This window comes from Bradyrhizobium sp. HKCCYLRH1034, from assembly GCF_051168375.1.
Taxonomy (GTDB): Bacteria; Pseudomonadota; Alphaproteobacteria; order Rhizobiales; family Xanthobacteraceae; genus Bradyrhizobium.
The window spans coordinates 406,791-426,341 of record NZ_JBNPUW010000003.1 but is presented as its reverse complement, the minus strand read 5'-3'; the positions used below and the strand labels follow the sequence as shown (position 1 = coordinate 426,341).

17 protein-coding genes are annotated in these 19,551 nt (G+C 66.3%); 8 read left to right on the top strand and 9 right to left on the bottom strand.

Going from position 1 to position 19,551, the window contains the following annotated elements:
- Nucleotides 1-250: 250 nt before the first annotated feature.
- From ACQR0W_RS08955 to dnaA, 5 genes are all read right to left on the bottom strand, one after another.
- On the bottom strand, nt 251-2,392 hold the full coding sequence (locus ACQR0W_RS08955; protein WP_434840626.1) for a hypothetical protein: 2,142 nt from the start codon (nt 2,390-2,392) through the stop codon (nt 251-253).
- Between the two features lie 131 nt (nt 2,393-2,523).
- Complete coding sequence (recF, locus tag ACQR0W_RS08950; protein ID WP_316170052.1) at nt 2,524-3,660, bottom strand: DNA replication/repair protein RecF; 1,137 nt, start codon at nt 3,658-3,660, stop codon at nt 2,524-2,526.
- 63 nt (nt 3,661-3,723) lie between these two features.
- Nucleotides 3,724-4,011 (bottom strand): GIY-YIG nuclease family protein, encoded by a 288-nt coding sequence (locus ACQR0W_RS08945; protein WP_316170053.1) that lies wholly within the window; start codon nt 4,009-4,011, stop codon nt 3,724-3,726.
- A 69-nt stretch (nt 4,012-4,080) separates the two neighbouring features.
- Nucleotides 4,081-5,199: a DNA polymerase III subunit beta gene (gene dnaN, locus ACQR0W_RS08940; RefSeq protein ID WP_315751817.1), complete on the bottom strand. Its 1,119-nt coding sequence runs from the start codon at nt 5,197-5,199 to the stop codon at nt 4,081-4,083.
- 311 nt (nt 5,200-5,510) lie between these two features.
- Nucleotides 5,511-6,950, bottom strand: a complete 1,440-nt coding sequence (gene dnaA / locus ACQR0W_RS08935) for a chromosomal replication initiator protein DnaA (RefSeq protein WP_315715023.1) — start codon at nt 6,948-6,950, stop codon at nt 5,511-5,513.
- 490 nt (nt 6,951-7,440) lie between these two features.
- Between dnaA and ACQR0W_RS08930 the strand changes: the two genes are divergently transcribed.
- Nucleotides 7,441-7,761, top strand: coding sequence for a hypothetical protein (locus ACQR0W_RS08930; protein WP_315715025.1), 321 nt, complete (start codon nt 7,441-7,443; stop codon nt 7,759-7,761).
- Between the two features lie 539 nt (nt 7,762-8,300).
- On the opposite strand, the gene rpsT is transcribed toward ACQR0W_RS08930, so the two are convergent.
- Entirely contained in the window at nt 8,301-8,567 is a 267-nt protein-coding gene (gene rpsT, locus ACQR0W_RS08925; protein ID WP_315715026.1) for a 30S ribosomal protein S20, read from the bottom strand.
- Nucleotides 8,568-8,925: 358 nt separating this feature from the next.
- Here rpsT and ACQR0W_RS08920 point away from each other — a divergent pair, with 358 nt between their 5' ends.
- From ACQR0W_RS08920 to ACQR0W_RS08910, 3 genes are all read left to right on the top strand, one after another.
- Nucleotides 8,926-9,243 (top strand): hypothetical protein, encoded by a 318-nt coding sequence (locus tag ACQR0W_RS08920; RefSeq protein WP_315715027.1) that lies wholly within the window; start codon nt 8,926-8,928, stop codon nt 9,241-9,243.
- Between the two features lie 184 nt (nt 9,244-9,427).
- Complete coding sequence (gene msrA, locus ACQR0W_RS08915; protein ID WP_315751818.1) at nt 9,428-10,084, top strand: peptide-methionine (S)-S-oxide reductase MsrA; 657 nt, start codon at nt 9,428-9,430, stop codon at nt 10,082-10,084.
- A gap of 177 nt (nt 10,085-10,261) precedes the next feature.
- Nucleotides 10,262-10,978: a polysaccharide biosynthesis/export family protein gene (locus tag ACQR0W_RS08910; RefSeq protein WP_315715029.1), complete on the top strand. Its 717-nt coding sequence runs from the start codon at nt 10,262-10,264 to the stop codon at nt 10,976-10,978.
- A gap of 99 nt (nt 10,979-11,077) precedes the next feature.
- Here the strand turns inward: ACQR0W_RS08910 and ACQR0W_RS08905 are convergent, their stop codons facing one another.
- Together ACQR0W_RS08905 and ACQR0W_RS08900 are read right to left on the bottom strand one after the other, a co-directional pair.
- Nucleotides 11,078-11,749, bottom strand: a complete 672-nt coding sequence (locus tag ACQR0W_RS08905; RefSeq protein WP_316186526.1) for a dienelactone hydrolase family protein — start codon at nt 11,747-11,749, stop codon at nt 11,078-11,080.
- 31 nt (nt 11,750-11,780) lie between these two features.
- A complete protein-coding gene (locus tag ACQR0W_RS08900; RefSeq protein WP_410051220.1) occupies nt 11,781-12,095 on the bottom strand; it encodes a hypothetical protein in 315 nt (104 codons plus the stop codon).
- 298 nt (nt 12,096-12,393) lie between these two features.
- On the opposite strand from ACQR0W_RS08900, the gene ACQR0W_RS08895 reads away from it, so the two are divergent.
- The 4 genes from ACQR0W_RS08895 to ACQR0W_RS08880 all read left to right on the top strand — a co-directional run bounded on the left by ACQR0W_RS08895 (nt 12,394) and on the right by ACQR0W_RS08880 (nt 17,903).
- Entirely contained in the window at nt 12,394-12,882 is a 489-nt protein-coding gene (locus ACQR0W_RS08895) for a (2Fe-2S)-binding protein (protein ID WP_315715032.1), read from the top strand.
- Nucleotides 12,879-15,161 carry a xanthine dehydrogenase family protein molybdopterin-binding subunit gene (locus ACQR0W_RS08890; protein ID WP_316166332.1) on the top strand — a complete coding sequence of 761 codons (2,283 nt, stop codon included), beginning with the start codon at nt 12,879-12,881 and terminating at the stop codon, nt 15,159-15,161. Before ACQR0W_RS08895 ends, ACQR0W_RS08890 begins: the two co-directional genes overlap by 4 nt.
- Nucleotides 15,162-15,379: 218 nt before the next feature.
- Nucleotides 15,380-16,489: an HD-GYP domain-containing protein gene (locus tag ACQR0W_RS08885; protein WP_315715034.1), complete on the top strand. Its 1,110-nt coding sequence runs from the start codon at nt 15,380-15,382 to the stop codon at nt 16,487-16,489.
- A 112-nt stretch (nt 16,490-16,601) separates the two neighbouring features.
- On the top strand, nt 16,602-17,903 hold the full coding sequence (locus tag ACQR0W_RS08880; protein WP_316186529.1) for a cytochrome P450: 1,302 nt from the start codon (nt 16,602-16,604) through the stop codon (nt 17,901-17,903).
- An 8-nt stretch (nt 17,904-17,911) separates the two neighbouring features.
- Here ACQR0W_RS08880 and ACQR0W_RS08875 read toward each other — a convergent pair whose 3' ends face one another.
- Nucleotides 17,912-19,486 (bottom strand): AMP-binding protein, encoded by a 1,575-nt coding sequence (locus tag ACQR0W_RS08875; RefSeq protein ID WP_316186530.1) that lies wholly within the window; start codon nt 19,484-19,486, stop codon nt 17,912-17,914.
- Nucleotides 19,487-19,551 lie beyond the last annotated feature (65 nt).

The following is a 19,551-nucleotide window of genomic DNA, read 5'->3' as shown; positions in this document are numbered from 1 at the left end:
ATTGCAGATCGCATGCCGAGAGCGCTCTTTCTCTCACGAAAGGAGCCACGCGCCTAGCGCAAAGTGGCCCGTCGTAAGACATTGAAGAGATAGCGCTTTTTAACGGTTTTTCAAGGCCTGGCGAGGGTCGTTTTCGTCCCCTCCGAAAGCCGGATTCAGGCCATTCCCGTGGCTGGTTTTGAGGCGTGCGGCGGGGCGCTTTCGCGTGCGATTCAGGGCACGAGTCACGCGTGACGCGGCAGGTGCCGCCTCAGTAGAGCGGGAGCGGCAGGGCGGTGCCACCCGGGCCAACCATGAGGCCCCAGGCATCGCCGGCGGCGAGCTCCAGCGTGTCGATCACGGCGGGCCGGCGGGCGATCTTCAGCTCGTAGCGGTGCTTGCCTGGCGGCAGGTCGAGCAGCGGGCCGTTGGGCGATTGCGGGCTGCCGGTGCCGGCCGCGATCCCGATCGTCTGCCCGTTGATGGTCAGCACGGCGTCGGTGTCGCCGATATTGCCGAGCATCAGCTTGGCCCGGCCAGGCTTCGGCAGGATGCCGGCCTTGGCCGCCGCTTCTGCATTCCTTTGCACCAGGTTGACCGAGGTCTCGCCTTTGGCGCGCCCGAGCGTGAGCACGGCGGGTCCCTGCGACGAGGTAAAGGTGAGCCGGACCCGATCGGGGCTGGCCTGCGCGTCCTCGGGCTTCTCCCGCCAGCCGAGCCTGGTCAGCTCGGCGCGGTAGAAGGCCGTGACGGCACCGAGCTCGGCCGGGACGCTGGCCTCCAGCTCCAGCCGCAGCGGCGTGTCCATTCCCGGCGCCCTGGACCGCGACAGCGCGGTCGCGCTGTGCTGCTTCGGCACCGGCAGCGCCGAGTCGGGATCGGCCTCGAGCGGCGTCGCGTCCTTGGCCGGTCGGGCCTCGGCCGAAGGCCTGGCGGCGGCGAGCAGGCCGGTGCCGTCGGCCGTGACGTTCACCTTGGGGCCCATCTGCATGATCGTGAACGCCACCGACTTGCCCTTCGCCGAGAACTCCAGGCGCGCCATGGTCGGATTGTCGATCACGGTCGGCGCCTCCTTCCAGCCGGCCGTCTTCAACGTGGAACGGAAGAAGCCGGCGAGTGTCTTCACCGACGAAGCCGACTTGAACGCGAGCTGTCCCCGGTCGCCATCGAAGCTCACGGCCTCGGCGGTCTCGGGCAGCGCGATCGGCGCCGGATTGCCGGCCAGCGGCTTCACGGGCGCATCCGACATGGCGCCGGCCTGCACGGCGCGGCGCGCCTCGTCGGCGGCGATCACCTGCTTGGCTATCGCGGCGGTATCCGCCATGAACCTGTCGTCGGCGTCCTTCTTCGCCTTGGCGCGGGCGGCCAGGGCGGCTTCGGTGGTGCGCATCGACAGCTCGACCATGGTGAGATCGTACTTGCGGGACAGCTTCAGCGTCCCGGTGTCCTCAGGCGCGACGACCTTGAGCGTGACCTCGTCCGGCATTCCCGGACCGGCCGTCTCGATCCGCCAGCCGCGCGCAGGGATCTCCCGCGTGTAGAAGGCGAGCACGGCGGGCAGCTCGGCGATGACGGCGCCATTGGCCTGGCGGCTCGGCGAGGCCGCGCTGCCGAGGCTTTGCGACCACTTGGTCGGCTTCGGCATCGGCAGGCCGGCGTGGTCGTCGCCGGCTTCGAGGGTGGAGGGCAGCGCGAATGGCGCGATCCGGATCTCGACATGGGTCCGGCCGTCGTCGCGCCGGGTCAGCGTCAGCATCACCGGATTCTGCCGGCGATAACCGTCGCCGTCGTCATGGCCGTAGAAGGCGCGCACGCCGCCCGGCGCGGTCTCGCCCAGATCGGCATTGGGCCAGCGCGCGGCGGCCTCGGCCGTCAGCGGCTGCCAGCCGAGGGCGGACATCTCCTTGCGGAACAAGGTCAGCGCCGCATCCAGCGTCATCGGCGCGATGCATGACAGATAAGGCCGCGTCTCGTCGAACACGATGTCAGCAGCGCCATCGGGGAACGGCAAATTGGCGTAGATCCGCTGCGGCGAGTAGGTCACCTCCGACTGCCCGGCGCGGCCGGCGCTGCCTGTGAAGAAGACCAGGAGCCCCTGCTTGCCCTTCTTGTAGTTGAGCGTCGGATTGCGCTCTTCGAGCGGCCTGACATAGCGCACCCAGCCGTCGGCGCTGAGCAACTGCTGCGTGGCGGCATTGGCCGCTGCGACAGGCGCCGGCAGACGATAGATGGCGCGGTAGCGATCGGGATGCGACGTGTCTTCCACCGCACCCTCGAGCCGCGGCAGCGCGTGGACGTCGACGATGGCGTCGTCGGCGCGCGCAGGTCCGGCACAGCTCGCGAGCAGCAACAGCCCGCACGCAAACCGACGCAGCCGCGGCGCGGCGATGGCCTGCTGCCAAAGCTCTGACATCATCGATCTCCGGGATTTCGAGTTCGGGGCGCTTGTGCCCTCGGGCGCTGGAGGAGAGCGGTTGGCGCCGGCGTGCCATCCAACGACAACTAGTCGAGCCGGCGAACTGATAGGTTCAACGGCGGAATGAGCTACCGCCGCGCGCTGATCCGCCCCGCCTCGACGTCGAAGATCTCGCCGAGCTCGCGTAGTTCGGCAAACGCCGCGGGATCGGCGCCGGTCAGCCATACCTGGGCACCGAGCGTGCCGAGCTCGGCGAACAAAGCGGTGCGGCGGCCGGGATCTAGATGGGCGACGATCTCGTCGAGCAGCAGCATCGGCACGATGCCGGTGGTTTCGGCGACCAAGGTCGCATGCGCAAGGATGAGGCCGATCAGCAGCGCCTTCTGCTCGCCGGTCGACGCGTCGCGCGCCGGCATGCTCTTCGGCGCATAGACGACATGGAGATCGGTGAGATGCGGACCGTCGAGCGTGCGGCCGGCGGCGGCATCGCGCGCGCGATTGTCGCGCAGGACAGCGCGATAGCGGTCCTCGACGGCGAGGGCCGGCTCGCTCAGCAGCGCATTCTCCATCCAGCCGTCGAGCGCGATCTCGGCGGACGGGAACGCCGAGGCTTGTCCGCGCTGGCGCAGCATCGCGGCGAGCTTCACCGCGGTCTGGCCGCGGCTCGCGGCGACGGCGACCGCGAGCTCCGCGGTCTCGCGCTCGATCGCGTCACACCAATGATCGTCGAAATTGCGGACCTCGAGCAGCCGGTTGCGCGAGCGCAGCGAGCGCTCCAGCGCCGACACCCGGCTCGAATGCTCGCTGTCGATCGCGAGCACCAGGCGGTCGAAGAAGCGCCGCCGCTCGGAGGCCGCGCCCATGAACAGGCCGTCCATCGAAGGCGTCAGCCACACCATGCGGATGTGATCGCCGAAGGCGGCGGCCGAGCCGACCGGTTCGCGGTCGATGCGGCAGCGGCGTGTTGTGTTCGCATCGCTGCGCGGCGGCTCGATGCCGGTGCCGAAGGTCGTCAGCCCCAGCGCGCCCTCGACCTCCGCCGAGACCGCCCACGACCCGTCGCCCTGGTTGTCGGCGACGTCCTCCAGGGTGGCACGGCGCAGGCCGCGGCCCGGCGCGAAGAACGAGATCGCCTCCAGGCAATTGGTCTTGCCGGCGCCGTTGGCCCCGACCAGCGCGACCATGTCCGCCTGCACGCTGACGCTGGCAGCGCGATAGCTGCGAAAATGCGTCAGCGCGAGACGGTGGATGCGGGAGGGGGTCATGGGGTGGAGTTGCAAGCCCAGTTCTGTCATTGCCGGGCTTGACCCGGCAATCCATCGTCCGCGTCAGCGGACCATTTCATCATAGAGATCGCGCCAGTCCGGGTAGTTTGCGACGATCAAGTCGACCTTCCATTCGCGTGACCAGTGCTTGATGTTCTTCTCACGTTGCAGCGCCGCCGCGATTGTTTCATGCGCCCCGAAATAGACGAGGCGCTTGATGCCATAGCGGCGCGTAAAGCTCTCGGCGAGACCTTCGCGGTGCTCATAGACGCGCCGGACGAGATCATTGGTCACGCCGACATACAGCGTGCCGCCCGGCTTGCTCGCGAGGATGTAAACCCAGTAGGCCATTTGTAAGGATGGATGGCCGGGTCAAGCCCGGCCATGACGGGTTAAACTCGATCTCGCAGAAGTCTCGCCTCACACCCGCATCGGCATCAGCACGTACAACGCATTCCTGTTGTCGCGGTCCTGGATCAATGTCGGCGAGCCTGGATCGGCGAGCCGGAGCACGGCGACCTCGCCCTCGATCTGGGCAGCGATGTCGAGCAGATAGCGCGAGTTGAAGCCGATATCGAGCGCGTCGGCGGCGTATTCAACCTCGAGCTCTTCGGTCGCGCTGCCGGAATCCGGATTGGTCACCGACAGCACCAGCTTGCCGGGCGCCAGCGCCAGCTTCACGGCGCGGCCGCGCTCGGAGGAAATGGTGGAGACGCGGTCGACGGCGGCGGCGAAATCGGCCTTGTCGACGACCAGCTCCTTGTCGTTGTTCTGCGGAATGACGCGGCCGTAATCCGGGAAGGTGCCGTCGATGAGCTTCGAAGTCAGCACCACCTGCCCCAAGGTGAAGCGGATCTTGCCCTGCGACAGCTCGATCCTGATCTCGCTGTCATTGTCCTCGATCAGCCGCTGCACCTCGCCGACGGTCTTGCGCGGCACGATCACGCCGGGCATCTCGGCGGCGCCGGCCGGCTGCGGCAGGTCGACCTGGGCGAGGCGGTGACCGTCGGTGGCGACGGCGCGCAGCGTCGGCTGCTTGGCGGTGCCGCCGGCGTGCAGATAGATGCCGTTCAGGTAATAGCGCGTCTCCTCGGTGGAGATCGCGAACTGCGTGCGGTCGATCAGGCTCTTGATGTCCTTGGCGGGAACCCCGAACGCATGCGTCATGTCGCCTGCGGCGAGATCCGGGAAGTCGCTCTCCGGCAGCGTCTGCAAGGTGAACTTGGAGCGGCCGGCGCGGATCGCGAGCACCGCGCGCTCGCCGTCGCTCTCCAGCACGATCTGCGAGCCGTCCGGCAGCTTGCGGACGATGTCGTAGAACATATGCGCCGGAACTGTGGTCGAGCCCGCGGTGGCGGTCTCGGCAGCCAGGGTTTCCGTCACTTCGAGATCGAGATCGGTCGCGCGCAGCGACAGCCGGGCATTCTCGGCGCGCACCAGCACATTGCCCAGGATCGGGATGGTGTTGCGGCGCTCGACCACACGATGGACGTGGCCCAGCGACTTCAGGAGCTGTGCGCGTTCGACGGTCACCTTCATTGTATTATACCCGCCCGTTCCAACTGAGCTTGTCCTGGAATGCCGGCGGGCTATAGCAGCGCCGCGGCCGATGGCACCTCGCGCCCGAACGGCGCTTGGCCAGCGTCCAGGAGCGTGAGGGGGAGGCGTAAAGTGGCGCGGATGGGGCTCAAGCGCAAGGGATGCGGAGCCGATTTCCCATGTTTCGGCAGGCTCTTCCGTGACCCGGAGGCGGGGGCCGAGCATGACGTCCGAGGACAGCGTCGAACGGCCGGGACAACGGCCCGGCTGGGGGCGAACCTTCTGTCCGCTCCCCTGGCCGTGCGTGCCCTCTAATCCTGCAACTGGCGCTTCAGCGACTCGACTTCGTCGTTCAGCGCGACGTCCTTGCCGACGAGCGCCTCGATCTTGCGCACCGCATGCAGCACGGTGGTGTGGTCGCGCCCGCCGAAGCGGCGGCCGATCTCGGGCAGCGAGCGCAGGGTCAGCGTCTTGGCGAGGTACATCGCGACCTGGCGCGGGCGCACCACGTTGGCGGTGCGGCGCGACGACAGGAGGTCGGAGCGGCTGACGTTGTACTGCCGCGCCACGACGCGCTGGATGTCCTCGATCTTGATGCGCTTCGGTTCCTGCGGCCGCACCAGGTCACGCACCTCGCGCTCGGCCATGTCGAGCGTGACCGGCTGGTTGTTGAGCTTGGAATGCGCCAGCAGGCGGTTGATCGCGCCCTCGAGATCGCGGCCGTTATGGGTGATGGAGCGGGCGAGATAGTCGAGCACCGGCTCCGGCACGTCGAAGCTCGCATGATGGGCGCGGGCCGCCGCGACGCGCGACTTGAGAATGCCGAGGCGCAGATCCTCGCCCAAAGTTGCCATCTCGACGACGAGGCCGCCGGCAAGCCGCGAGCGGACGCGATCATCGAGACTTTCGAGGTCGGACGGCGGCCGGTCGGCTGCGATCACAACCTGACGCCCCGCGTCGATCAGCGCATTCAGCGTATGACAGAACTCCGCCTGGGTGGATTTGCCCTGCAGGAACTGCAGGTCGTCGATCACCAGCACGTCGATGCCGCGCAGCGCCTCCTTGAAGGCCAGCGCCGTCTGCGATTTCAGCGCTGCGACGAAGCCGTACATGAATTTCTCGGCGGTGAGGTACAGCACCTTGCGTTCGCCGCCGGCGTTGCCGGCCCAGGTCACGGCCTGCAGCAGATGCGTCTTGCCCAGCCCGACACCGGCATGGATGTAGAGCGGGTTGAACATCACGGGATCGCCGCGGCGACCGTCGGCGACCTGGCGCGCCGCCGCATGGGCCAGCGTGTTGGCGCGGCCGACGACGAAGCTGGCGAAGGTCAGCCGCGGATCGAGCGGCGAGCCGCCGAGCGCATCATGGCTCGTGGCGAGCGAAGCCGCAGCCGACGCCGTTCGCGCGTCGGCGCTGGTCGCCGGCCTGGCGTCGTTGCGTTCGGCGCGGCGGGCTTCGACGGCGACGGGAGCTTCCTTGACCGGCGCCGCGCAGCGCATCGCGGTGCGAACGGACAGATCGATACGGTGCACCTCCGGCATCTCGGCCTGCCAGCACGACAGCACGCGCTCGGCATAATGCGCCTGGATCCAGCTCTTCAGGAAACGCGTCGGCACCGACAGATGAACGCTTTCGTCCTGGACGGCTTCGAGGTCCATCCGCGCGAACCAGCTCGTATAGACGTCCTCGCCGACGGTCGAGCGCAGCCGACCCTTCACGCGAGACCAGCGTTCCTGTTCCGAATTTGTCATGGCAGTCGCAACTTTTCGAATTGAGTGGTGGTGTCGTGTGATCGCCGGGCAGACGTCCCGTGAAAGGACACGTGTGCCGCAGCGAGACCTCGAGCGGAGGCTCAACTCCAGACATGGCTCGCCGTTCGGCGTGGACGCCGTCGGGCCATCAATGCTGGTGGAAGAAGCTTCTCCGCGAGGTCAGCGCATACTCAGATGCGCGATGGACGCGGGAGGGCCGATCGCCGTGCTGGCAATGGCCGGGCTGGAGATGTCGATCACTTCAGTGTTGACCGCCAAGGGTGCGTTGTCCGGAACCAGCCTATAGTGTGTGCTCGCAATGTGTCCGTAAAACATGCAACCTCCCCGCCCTGCCGTGATTGCTCACGGCAAGTTGTCATCCCAATGCCGCCGCGCCCGAACCCCAAGATTCAGCCGCACCGCCGTACATCCCCGTCCAACTTGTCCACTCGGTGAGCGAAGCCGCCACGAGCTCCAGCCGGGTCGACCGATGTCGTATTTCTCTTGTTCAAAGCGGCGCAACGATGATGCTGCGCCCGAGAAATTTCGACAAAGTTCGATCGTTCCCCATATTGCTATGGGTACAGATCCGGCCATCGCTTTGGAAAGCGTCGCCAACGCGCACACCGCCGCCGATTTGCACGTCCGCCCCGTTTCTAAAACCGCGCTGGTCTCAAGATCGTGGGCGCCGCGAGTGATTAAAGAAATACACGATGCGTCAGGACTCGCAATCCATAAGATCGGAGCACGCGTTACGAGTCTTCGCAGCGGTTGCGACGCGGTGTTGCGCGTTAAGAAAGCAACGTTTTGAATCATCGCGAGGAATCTCGGATGTGACAAACAACATCGTCTGCCCAAAATTTCTTCATAATTTTTTTATGTTTCGACCGGCCTCACCCGCTTTTCCAATCACTTGGTCGCGCTATGCACTTAAGTCATTTTCGAAACGATGTTTTTCGCGATTGCTCGAAGCGGGTAACTCCCGCGATGCGCGGTGCGCAAAGTGAGCGGCGCATCGCGCGCTCTTGACATCGATGCGCAAGCGCGGCGCGCAGATTCGCAGCTGTTTCAGATGAGACAATATTGTCACTGCGTAAAAATACGGAACTTCGTGTAGTTCCGACGGAACATGTGTCAGGCGCGCACGACATCGCGCGGGTTCCACCACGCGCGAAGATCGTATTCGCGATGCGATATCACCATCAAGATGTGACCATCAAATGGAGAAGGCGCGGCGAGCGATGGAGGGATGCGCGACAGCCGAACGCGCAATTGAAGATGGTACAAAAGAAAAGCCCGGCGCGAGCCGGGCTGTTTGCATCTTGATAGTTCGTCAGCCGATCGTCAGCGTCACTTCGCGAGCTTGGCGATCTGATGCGTGAGGCGCGACACTTTGCGGCTCGCGTTGTTCTTGTGAATGATGTTGCGCTGCGCGGCGCGCATCAGCTGCGGCTCGGCATTGGCCATCGCCTTCAGCGCGGCGTCGCGATCGCCCTTCTTGATCGCGTCCTCGACGGAGCGAACCGCGCCGCGCATCTGGGTGCGGCGCGACTTGTTGATGATGGTGCGGCGGGCAATCTTGCGCGTCGCCTTCTTCGCGGAAGTCGTGTTGGCCATGCTCTCAAATATCCTTCGGCGGCGAGCAGTCGCCGCTCTTGCGGGTACGCGCGCGGCCCGCTTGACGCGGCCCCATCGACGCGGTGGGTTGTTCGGACGCCTCTCTGAGAATGCCATGACCGGAGCGGGTGCTCGGCGGATCGGCGCTGCTCAAAGAACAGCGGCGGCGGGATTGCGCCCACCGCCAATGGCGACCTTATAGGGGCAGCCCTGCCGAGCGTCAACGGTCTCGGAGCGGCCCGCGGCGGCCGGAATCGACCAAAACCCGGTTCTAAGCCCCTGACGAGGTTGAATTTCTGCGGGGCCCCCGCTATGGCCTTGCTGCCCGCAAGGGCGAGCGAGAGAGGGCAGGTGAGGCATGATCCGCGGTTTTTTCCGTCTGGTAGGGCTGTTGCTGCTGGCCGGAAGCTTCATCTTCCTGGTCTATGACGGCGCGCGCTGGGTGGCCGACCAGACCCTGCAGTTCACCCGTTTCGGCCAGCTCTGGAACGACGTCCACCAGGCGAGCCAGGCCGCCTTCAAGGCCTGGATCGAGGCCAAGGCCCCGTTCCTGTGGGAGTGGATCGTCAAGGTATTTTTGGACCAGCCAGTGTTTGCGGTGCTTGGCCTGCTCGGAATCCTGCTGATGCTGCTGTTCCGGCCGCGCAAGCCGCTCATCGGCTACGGGCGCGACTGAGCGCGGCTGTTCGTCTCGCCGCGCCGGCAGCTGTCTTGGATTCCGCTGGCAGCGCGGCGCGGGAACCGCTGGCGCGGCGTAACAGCGCTACTGCCGGACCCGTAGAGCCCTATATATTCCCCTGACAAGAGGTCATCGCGCCGTGGGCCGTCCCGCGGGCGCTGGCCATGAGCGGAGACATCCCATGTTCTTCATGCGCAAAGCCCCTGTCATGCCGTCTGCCGCCGAGGCGCTGCCCGGCCGCGCCCAGCCGATCCCCACCGCCGCGACGCATTTCGTCAACGGTCGCCGCCTGTTGCCGCCCTATCCGGACGGCCTCGAGCAGGCCGTGTTCGGGCTCGGCTGCTTCTGGGGCGCGGAGCGCAAGTTCTGGCAGCTCGGTGACGGCATCCACGTCACCGCCGTCGGCTATGCCGGAGGCCATACGCCAAACCCGACCTACGAGGAGGTGTGCTCGGGGCAGACGGCGCACACGGAAGTCGTGCTGGTGGTGTTCGATCCCAAGATCATGTCCTACGAGCGCCTCCTGAAGACGTTCTGGGAGAGCCACGACCCGACCCAGGGCATGCGTCAGGGCAACGACGTCGGCACGCAATATCGCTCGGCGATCTACACGTTCAGCGACGCGCAGCGCGAGGCGGCCGAGGCGTCGAAGACGGCCTACGAGTCGGCGCTGCGCGCCAAGGGGCTCGGAGCGATTACGACGGAGATCGTCCCGGCAGGGCCGTTCTATTTCGCCGAGGATTATCATCAGCAGTACCTGGCCAAGAATCCGGCCGGATATTGCGGCCTGGGCGGAACGGGCGTCGCGTGCCCGATCGGAGTCGGCGTGAGCGCATAGGCAGGCTGAGCGCGCCCGATCACGGTGAACATTGGATCCCTCTCCCACGCCGTGGGAGGGGGATTTTTTCGGGCGGCTTTGACCGTCGCCCGCTTGCGACGGGGACTACACGCGCCAACGGTTTGTTAACCTTAACCGCGCATGACTAGCGCACATCCTCATTCAAGGATTGTTCGAGTGCGCGCGTTGTTTGTTCCGGTCATTGCCGTCCTGTCCGCGATCCTGTTGTCGGGCTGCATGCAGACGATCTCCCCCGTCGCTGCCGTCCAGCCGCAGAGCGATCTCGACGCGATGGCCTATGGAACGCCTTCCACCGGCCCGGTTGCCGCCACCGGGCAGGGCGGGGCGATCCCGGCGCTGCGCAACTCGTTCGCTGCCGCCACCGGCGCAGGCGCCTATGTCGTTCCCGCCGGCTATGCGCCGGCGCGCCGCGACTCCGCCTATCATCTCGACGCTGGCGACAAGCTGCGCGTCGTCGTCTACGGCCAGGAGGGCCTGACCAACACCTATGCGATCGATGCGTCCGGATCGATCACGATGCCGCTGATCGGCAGCGTGCCGGCGCGCGGCCGCACCACCGCCGGCCTCGCTGCCGAGATCACCGCCAAGCTGCGCAACGGCTACATCCGCGAGCCCTCGGTGGCCGTCGAGATCGAAGCCTATCGCCCGTTCTTCATCCTCGGCGAGGTGCAGGCGCCCGGCCAATACCCCTACGTGCCCAATATGACGGTGGAGAGCGCGATCGCGATCGCCGGCGGCTTCTCGCCTCGGGCGCGGCGCGACGTCGTCACCCTGACCCACACCGATGCTTCCGGAGCCGCGCGCTACGAGGTGCCGCTCGGCACCTCGCTCAAGCCGGGCGACACCATCCAGGTCGGCGAGCGCTGGTTCTGATCTCCGCACGAGTGATTGCGGCTCAACGCCTACCTGAGCACCTGCGTCGACCCGACGCTGAGTGACGCGAGGCTCCCCGCAATGACGGTGGTTGGACGTTCAGCGCAGGTGCTGCGCAAAGAACGCCAGGCTGCGCGTCCAGGCGAGATCGGCGCTCGGCTGGTCGTAGCTGGCGCGCTCGTCGCAACCGAAGCCGTGCTGTGCGCCGGGATAGACGAAGATCTCGACGTCCGGCCGCTTGGCCTTGATGGCCTCGACGTCGCGCAAGGGGATGCCCGCGTCCTTCTCGCCGAAATGTAGCTGGGTCGGCACCGTCGGCTTGTCGTCGGCGAACCGCGCGACAGCGCCGCCGTAATAGCCGACGGCAGCGCGGAGGCCCGACAGCTTGGTCGCAGCCGCATAGGCGATGCTGCCGCCGAGGCAGAAACCGATGATGCCGACCGGCCCGACATTCTTCACGCCGTCGATTGCGGCCTGGGTGTCGCGCAAAAAGGCCGCCCAATCCGGATTGGCGACGAACTTGCGCGCGACCGCGATCTCGTCGGGCGAATAGCCTGAGGTGAAGCCGGGCTCGACGCGGTCGAAGATCGCCGGCGCGATGGCAACGTAACCCGCGGCGGCGAGGCGGTCGCAGACGTTGCGGATGTGATGGTTGACACCGAAGATCTCCTGGATGACGACCAGCGCGCCCTTTGCAGTTCCCGTCGGATCGGCGCGATAGGCGCCGAGCTGGAAGCCGTCGGATGCCGTCAGCTTGATATCTTGTCCCACGTTCTGTCCTCTTGCGGTCGTCAGGCGCGCGTCAACGCCACATCCAGTTGGTGCCGTAGTCCTCTTTCCAGCCGGTCAGCCGTCCCCTGCGGAACTTCAGGTAGAGGCGGTGATGGTGCGGGACCAGTCCGCTGCCGCCGAGATTACGCAGTGCCAGAAAGGTCTCGTTGCCGGGCGCGCCGTTCAGATAGATCAACGGCTGCTCCAGCACGCGCGATGTCTCACCGACATCCATGCCGAAGGCAAGCGGCGTGACGTTGGATAACATCGCTGTGAAAGGCGCGTCGGCGACGCCGAGCGTCTGCCCCGCCGCAGCAGGGCTTACGGCCGACAGGCTCGGCAGCATGGCCGCAGCCAGGCACAGCGTCATGCGTACGGATGGTCTCATGGGCCGAAATCTCCTTTCGCTGTCGGCGTTGGCTGCATCTCTTCTTAGCGTGCCCGGCGTCACCAGCCCAGCATCGTTCGCGCTGCACAACACAAATGCCGTTTCATGTGGCAGGCCGGCGTTCAAATCCCGTTGCGTCGCCGTCGCAACGCGATCATTCTTATGATGGCTGGCATCTATCCGGTGGGTCCCAGCGAATCGATAAAACCGAACTTCGCCGTAAGCGAAGTCGCACGCCGGGCGGGGAAGAAACCAAATGCCCAATCTCACCATCAACGGGCGGACCATGTCCGTCGACGCGGCGCACGACACGCCGCTGCTATGGGTCATCCGCGAGCAGTTGCAGATGACCGGCACCAAGTTCGGCTGCGGCGCCGGGCTGTGCGGCGCCTGCACCGTGCATGTCAACGGCGAGGCCGTGCGCTCGTGCCAGACCATGGTCGGCGACGTCGCGAACAAGAAGATCACGACCATCGAGGGGCTGTCGCAGAAGGGCGATCATCCCTTGCAGAAGGCGTGGATCGCCGAGCAGGTGCCGCAATGCGGCTACTGCCAGTCCGGCCAGATCATGCAGGCGGCCACGCTGCTCGCCAAGACCACGAGCCCGACCAAGGAGGAGATCGTCGCGCATATGGACGGCAATCTCTGCCGCTGCATGACCTATTCGCGGATTCAGAAGGCGATCCAGCGCGCCGCGTCCGAAATGCGCACCGCGTCCAACTCGAGCGACCGGAGAGCGACATGAACCAGCACGTCAAAACCAATTCCTCGGTCGCGACCGATCTCAGCCGCCGCTCCTTCCTGGTCGGCACCGCCGCCACCGGCCTCGTGCTCGGCTATGCCGGCCTCGCCGACAGCGCACTGGCGGCCGCGGCGCCGGCCAATTTCGAACCCAGCGTCTGGTATGCGATCGCGCCGGATGGCCTGGTCACAGTGACCTGCGGCAAGGCCGACATGGGCCAGCACATTGCGTCCACCATGGCGCAGATCGTCTGCGAGGAGCTCGGCGCGGCCTGGAAGGACATGCGGGTCCAGCTCGCCTCCAACGATCCGAAGTTCAACGATCCCGTGCTCGGCGCCCAGATCACGGGCGGCAGCTGGAGCACGATGATGAACTTCGATGCCATGAGCCGCGCCGGCGCCGCGGGCCGCATCGCGCTCACCGAAGCCGCTGCGACCGCGATGGGCGTGCCGGCCAACGAACTCGTGGTGCGCGACGGCGTCGTGATGCATCCGAAGTCCAAGAAGCAGATGAGCTACGCCGAGATCGTCAGGAGCGGCAAGATCACCAAGAGCTTCACGCCTGACGAATTGAAGGCGCTGACGCTGAAGACGCCCGATCAGTACACGATGATCGGCGTCTCGGTGCCGCAGCTCGACATTCCCTCCAAGACCAACGGCACGGCGAAATATGGCATCGATACGATGCTGCCGGGCATGGTCTACGGCAAGGTCGTCACGCCGCCGGTGCGCTTCGGCGCGACGGTCACGGCGGTCGACGACTCCGAGGCCAAGAAGGTGCCGGGCTTCATCAAGGCGGTGACGCTCGACGACAAGACCGGCTCGACCTCGGGCTGGGTGGTGGCGGTCGCCAACACCTATGCCAACGCCAGGAAGGCGGCGGACGCGCTCAAGATCAGCTATGACAAAGGCCCCTATGCCAATGTCAGCACCGACACCATCATCACCGAGGCGATGCGGCTGCAGGCGCAGGACGATGCCGGGCAGTTCTTCGTCAAGGACGGCGATCCCGTTGCAGCGATGTCGGGCGCGGCCAAGGTGCTGGAGGCGGAGTACACCACCAGCATCAACATCCATGCGCCGCTGGAGCCGATGAACGCGACCGCCGAGTTCAAGGGTGACATCCTGCACATCTACACCGGCAATCAGTTCGCGACCCGTTCCGGCGCGATCGCGGCGGCTGCGGCCGGGATCGATCCGAAATACGTCGTGATGCACCAGGCCTGGCTCGGCGGCGGCTTCGGCCGCAGGCTCGATGCCGACATGATGGTGCCGGCGGTGCAGGCGGCCAAGGCGGTCGGCAAGCCGGTCAAGGTGATCTACTCGCGCGAGAACGACATGACGATGGACTACTCGCGGCCGCTCACTTACCAGAAGGTCAAGGCCGGGCTCGACAGCAACGGCAAGCTGATCGCGCTCAGCCATGACGTCGTCTCGGCCTGGCCGACGGCGCGCTGGGGCATCCCGGACTTCCTGTCGCCCTCGGTCGACAAGAAGGGCCCGCTCGACTCGTTCACGGTCAATGGCGCCGACTTCTTCTACACCGTGCCCAATCATCATGTGCGCGCGATCAAGAACGAACTCGCGCATAATGCGACGCCATCGGGACAACTCCGTTCGGTGGCGCCGGGTTGGACGTTCTGGGCGGTCGAGAGCATGATCGACGAGATCGCGGTGGCCTCGGGGCAGGACCCGGCGCAGTTCCGCATTGCGCTGCTCGACGGCAAGGGCAAGAACGACGGCGGCGCGCAGCGATTGCGCAACACGCTGCTGGCAGCGATGGGCCTGTCCGGCTACGGCGCCAGGAAGCTCCCGCAAGGCGAAGGCATGGGCGTCTCCTGCGTTTCATCGCAGGAGCGTGCCACGGCGAGCTGGACGGCGTGCGTCGCCCATGTCGCGGTTGCGCCCACGGGCGCGGTCACGGTGAAGAAGCTCACCGTGGCGACCGATGTCGGCACCCAGGTGCATCCCGACAACATCCGCGCCCAGGTCGAGGGCGCGGCGCTGTGGGGGCTGTCGCTGGCGATGTACGAGAAGGCGACGCTGAAAGACGGCGGCATCGAGCAGACCAACTTCGACAGCTACACGCCGCTGCGGATGAGCCAGGTGCCGGAGGTCGCGATCGCCGTGATCGCCAATGGCGAGAAGGCGACCGGCGTCGGCGAGCCCGCGGTGACCGTGGTCGCGCCAGCGCTCGGCAACGCCATCTACAACGCCTGTGGCGCGCGGTTGCGCTCGCTGCCGATCACCGCCGCAGCGGTCAAGGCGGCGATGAGGGCCTAGCGTCGTCGCGAGACCATTCCTGTATCTGGGAACCGCCGGAGCTCGTCTCCGGCGGGTCTTTTTTGCGCTGCGGTCAGGTTCTCGCGCGGCACGATTTGAATGATCCTCTTAACGTCTCGCTCACCTGAAACGATACAGCTTGAATGATCGGCTTAAGCCGCGACGAACCCGTATCCCGGTAACTTGCATGGGCAGCAAACCGCAGGGGGCGAGCACGTATGAGCGCGACAGCCAAGCAGACCGTGACCCAGACCGCGAACAGGCGCCATCTCCTGCTCGCGTCGGATCGCGGTGACCAGAGCAGCGAGCTGGCGCGCATCCTGCGCTCGGTCGGCGACGTCGACATGATGCCGACCACCGAAATCCCCGAGAACCCCGGCAACCGCTTCTCCGGCGTCATCGTCGACATAAACCTGCGTTCGCCCGAGAGCGTGCAGCGGGTGCGCAAGAAGCTGTCGTCGCGCGCCTATAGCGACGTGCCGCGGCTGTTCGTGCTCGCGGAGGCGCTGCACCACGCCACCATGCAGGCATGGGCGCTCGGCGCCACCGATACCATCGCGCGGCCGTTCAGCCCCGCCGACGTGCTGCAGCGCATCCGCTCGGCGCTTCCCGCCGACGACGGCTATGACGAGACCGATCGCGGCAAGCTGCTCAATCGCGGCGTCGAGGCCGCGCAGGCCATCATGGTCAAGATCTTCGAGAAGCTGCCCACTGGCGCGCATCTGACGATGGAGGACATCGTCGCGGCCGAGAACAAGATCCTGAAGGCGATCAAGCACTCCTCGCTGCGCGAATGGATGACCGTGGTCGGCTGTCATCACAACGACACCTATCGGCATTGCCTGTTCGTGACCGGCCTTGCGGTCGGCTTCTCGATTCATCTGGGCATGCGCGACGACGACCAGCGCCGGCTGGTCCGCGCGGCGCTGCTGCACGACGTCGGCAAGGCGTTCATCCCGGTCGCGATCCTCGACAAGCAGGGCAAGCTGACGGCGGAGGAGATCGCGCTGCTTCGCCAGCATCCGCGCCGCGGCTACGAGGCGCTGTGGCGGCAGGGCGGCTTCCCGCCGGAGATGCTCGACGTCATCCTGCATCACCACGAATTCCTCGACGGCTCCGGCTATCCCGACGCGCTGCACAACGAGCAGATCAGCGACATCGTGCGCCTCACCACGATCGTGGACATCTACGCCGCGCTGATCGAGCACCGCGCCTATCGGCCGGCCTTCACCCATGCGCGCGCGTTCCAGATCATGGAGAACATGGGCCCGAAGCTCGACCAGCAGCTGCTACAGGCGTTCCGCCCGGTCGCGATGGGCGCGCATTGACGCGATCGCCTGAGAGCGCATCCATCGCCCGAGGGTAGCCGCTCGACGCAAGTGCATCTCGGCCGAGGCGCACTATCCTACCCGCCAATCGGTGAAAGGCGGGAGGAGCAGCATGGGCGCAGCCGAACAGGCCGGCGAGGTCATTCCCGGGCACATCGCCGCCGCGCTGGTCGATCCGGCCTGTTATGCCGACCACCGCATCCATGATGCCTATCGCTGGCTGCGCGCCAACAATCCGCTCGGGCGGGCCGAGCTCGATGCGTTCGATCCGTTCTGGGTGGTGACGCGGCACGCTGACATTCTCGCCATCAGCCGTCAGAATGATCTGTTCCACAATGCCGACCGTGCGACCACGCTGACCAACAAGGCGGTGCTGGAGCGCGTTCACAAGATTACCGGCCAGCCCAATCTCGTGCGTTCGCTGGTGCAGATGGATGCGCCGGACCATCCGAAATATCGCGCGCTGACGCAGGGCTGGTTCATGCCGGCCAACATCGCCAAGTTCGAGCCGCGCATTCGCGAGATCGCGCGGGCGACCGTCGGCCGCATGGCGGCGAAGGCTGCGGCGAATGGCGGCGTCTGCGATTTCGTCGCCGACGTCGCGCTCCATTATCCGCTGCACGTGATCATGGAGATTCTCGGCGTGCCGGAGGAGGACGAGCCGCGCATGCTCAAGCTGACGCAGGAGCTGTTCGGCCCGCAGGATCCGGACACGGCGCGGGTGCGGGAGGCGCTGTCGGCCGAGGTGTTCGCGGCGATGCTGCAGGCGGTGGTGGCCGATTTCGCCGCCTACTTCCAGCGCATCACCGAAGACCGCAAGGCTCATCCGCGCGACGATCTCGCCACCGTCATTGCCAACGCCAGGATCAATGGCGAGGACATGCCGCTGCACGACCGCACCAGCTACTACATGATCGTGGCGACCGCGGGTCACGACACGACGTCGTCGTCCACGGCAGGCGCGATCTGGGCGCTGGCGGAAGATCCCGAGCAGTTCGCGCGCGTCAAAGCCAATCCCGAGCTGATCCCGGGCCTCATCGACGAGGCGATCCGCTGGATGACGCCGGTCAAGCATTTCATGCGCAGCGCCACCGCCGACACCGAGCTCGGCGGACGCAGGATCGCCAAGGGCGACTGGCTGATGCTGTGCTACGCGTCCGGCAATCGCGACGAGGCGGTGTTCGAGCAGCCCGACACGTTCCGCTGTGACCGCAAGCCGAACCGCCACGTCGCGTTCGGCTATGGCGCGCATCTCTGCCTCGGCCAGCATCTCGCCAAGCTCGAGATGCGCATCCTGTTCGAGGAACTGCTGCCGCGGCTCACATCGCTGTCGCCGGCGGGGCCGGTGCTGATGACGCGGGCAACGTTCGTGAACGGACCGAAGAAGCTGCCGATCCGCGTCACGATGGGCTGACGCGGCGCTCAATCCAGCAGCTTGCGCAGCTCGGCCTTTGCGACCTTCTCGAGGGTCGAGCGCGGCATCTCGTCGACCAGCTTGACCTCGCGCGGCACCTTGAAGTCGGCGAGCCCGGCGCGGCAGGCGGCCAGCACCTTGTCGGGCAGTTCGTCGCGCGCGATCCCGGGCTGCGGGATCACGAACGCGACCGGCACCTCGTCCAGCATCGGATGCTTCCTGGCGACGACGGCGGTCTCGCGTACGCCGGGCACGGTGATGATCACCTGCTCGATCTCGGACGCCGCGACGTTCTCGCCGCCGACCTTGAGCATGTCCTTGGTGCGATCGCCGAACTTGATGAAGCCGTCGGCCAGGCGCGTGACGCGGTCGCCGGTCAGGAAGAAGCCGTCGGCATCGAAGCTCGTGCGCGTCGCTTCGTCGTTGTAGAGATATTCGGCGAACAGCGACAGGCCGGGCACGCCCTTGATGGCGAGATTGCCGGTGGCGCCGACCTCGGTCGGCCGGCCGTCATCGTCGGTGATGCGGATGGTGTATTCCGGCGCCGCGCGGCCGATCGACATCGGCGCGTTCGGCTGATCGACCTCGCCGACGATGCCATGGGTGATGGTCTCGGTCATGCCCCACCAGCCGATGATCTTGATGCCGAACTTGGCGAAGGCGGGCGGCTCGGACACCGCCGTGCCCCACAGCCGGAACTTGTGATGCTTCGGTACCTCCTGGTCGAGCAGCGCCTTCATGCAGAACGGGATGGTCGAGGTCCAGGTGCTGCCATGCTCGAGCGCCGCGCTCCAGAACCGGCGCGCGGAGAAGCGCGGCTGGATCACGCAGGTCGCGCCGACCCAGAGTGTGGCAAGCATCGAATAGGCCAGCGCGTTGGTGTGGAACAGCGGCAGATAGGTCTGGTGCACGTCGCCCTGATGCAGATCCTCATGGACGGCGTTGACCTTGGCGCCCCACAGCGCGTTGGCATGCGTCCACAGCACCGCCTTCGGCCGCGATGTCGTGCCCGAGGTGTATTGCACGCTGCACGGCGCCAGCGGATCGGCCGGCCGCCGCGGCCGATCGGCGCTGTCGGCAAACAGCGCTTCGAAGCGCTCGCCTCGTTCGACGGCCGACGCCTCCGCCTGACCCGGATCGTGCGAGATCACGGCGATCCATTTGAGACCGCGGCAATGCGCTGCGATCATCTCGGCATAGGCCGGCTGCGTGATCGCAGCCACCGCGCGACAGTGCTCCGCGAAGTAGCTCATCTCGGCGGCTGCCGAGCGCGTGTTGGTCGTGACGGCGAGCGCGCCCAGCTCGACGCAGGCAAACCAGGCAAGCATCGCCTCGACGCAATTGTCGAGATGGATCAGCACGGCATCGCCGGGCTGGACGCCGCGCTTGACCAGCCCGGCCGCCAATGCGCCGACACGCTCGTGAAACGCGCCATAGGTCCAGCGGCGCGCCGGTGCCTCGAACGGCGCCGAGATCAGGAACGGATGATCGCGCCGGGTCTCGCTGCGCAGCTTCAACAGCCACGGCACGTCCATGCCGTCGAACGGCGTCACCGTGCCCGCTGCCATCGTCGTTCCCGTCATCTTCGCTCCCGTCGTTCTTGAGTACGGCCTGTCTCCGGCCGCTTCGTTCTCGTCGTCATCTTCTG

Excerpts from the sequence above, each read along its gene's own strand:
- ACQR0W_RS08920 (WP_315715027.1), top strand. The coding sequence starts at position 8,926 with ATGATCCGCGGTTTTTTCCGTCTGGTAGGGCTGTTGCTGCTGGCCGGA.
- ACQR0W_RS08930 (WP_315715025.1), top strand. The coding sequence starts at position 7,441 with ATGTCGTATTTCTCTTGTTCAAAGCGGCGCAACGATGATGCTGCGCCC.
- ACQR0W_RS08885 (WP_315715034.1), top strand. The coding sequence starts at position 15,380 with ATGAGCGCGACAGCCAAGCAGACCGTGACCCAGACCGCGAACAGGCGC.
- ACQR0W_RS08895 (WP_315715032.1), top strand. The coding sequence starts at position 12,394 with ATGCCCAATCTCACCATCAACGGGCGGACCATGTCCGTCGACGCGGCG.
- ACQR0W_RS08890 (WP_316166332.1), top strand. The coding sequence starts at position 12,879 with ATGAACCAGCACGTCAAAACCAATTCCTCGGTCGCGACCGATCTCAGC.
- ACQR0W_RS08900 (WP_410051220.1), bottom strand. The coding sequence starts at position 12,095 with ATGCTGCCGAGCCTGTCGGCCGTAAGCCCTGCTGCGGCGGGGCAGACG.
- dnaN (WP_315751817.1), bottom strand. The coding sequence starts at position 5,199 with ATGAAGGTGACCGTCGAACGCGCACAGCTCCTGAAGTCGCTGGGCCAC.
- dnaA (WP_315715023.1), bottom strand. The coding sequence starts at position 6,950 with ATGACAAATTCGGAACAGGAACGCTGGTCTCGCGTGAAGGGTCGGCTG.
- ACQR0W_RS08945 (WP_316170053.1), bottom strand. The coding sequence starts at position 4,011 with ATGGCCTACTGGGTTTACATCCTCGCGAGCAAGCCGGGCGGCACGCTG.
- recF (WP_316170052.1), bottom strand. The coding sequence starts at position 3,660 with ATGACCCCCTCCCGCATCCACCGTCTCGCGCTGACGCATTTTCGCAGC.
- ACQR0W_RS08955 (WP_434840626.1), bottom strand. The coding sequence starts at position 2,392 with ATGTCAGAGCTTTGGCAGCAGGCCATCGCCGCGCCGCGGCTGCGTCGG.
- ACQR0W_RS08880 (WP_316186529.1), top strand. The coding sequence starts at position 16,602 with ATGGGCGCAGCCGAACAGGCCGGCGAGGTCATTCCCGGGCACATCGCC.
- ACQR0W_RS08875 (WP_316186530.1), bottom strand. The coding sequence starts at position 19,486 with ATGACGGGAACGACGATGGCAGCGGGCACGGTGACGCCGTTCGACGGC.
- rpsT (WP_315715026.1), bottom strand. The coding sequence starts at position 8,567 with ATGGCCAACACGACTTCCGCGAAGAAGGCGACGCGCAAGATTGCCCGC.
- msrA (WP_315751818.1), top strand. The coding sequence starts at position 9,428 with ATGTTCTTCATGCGCAAAGCCCCTGTCATGCCGTCTGCCGCCGAGGCG.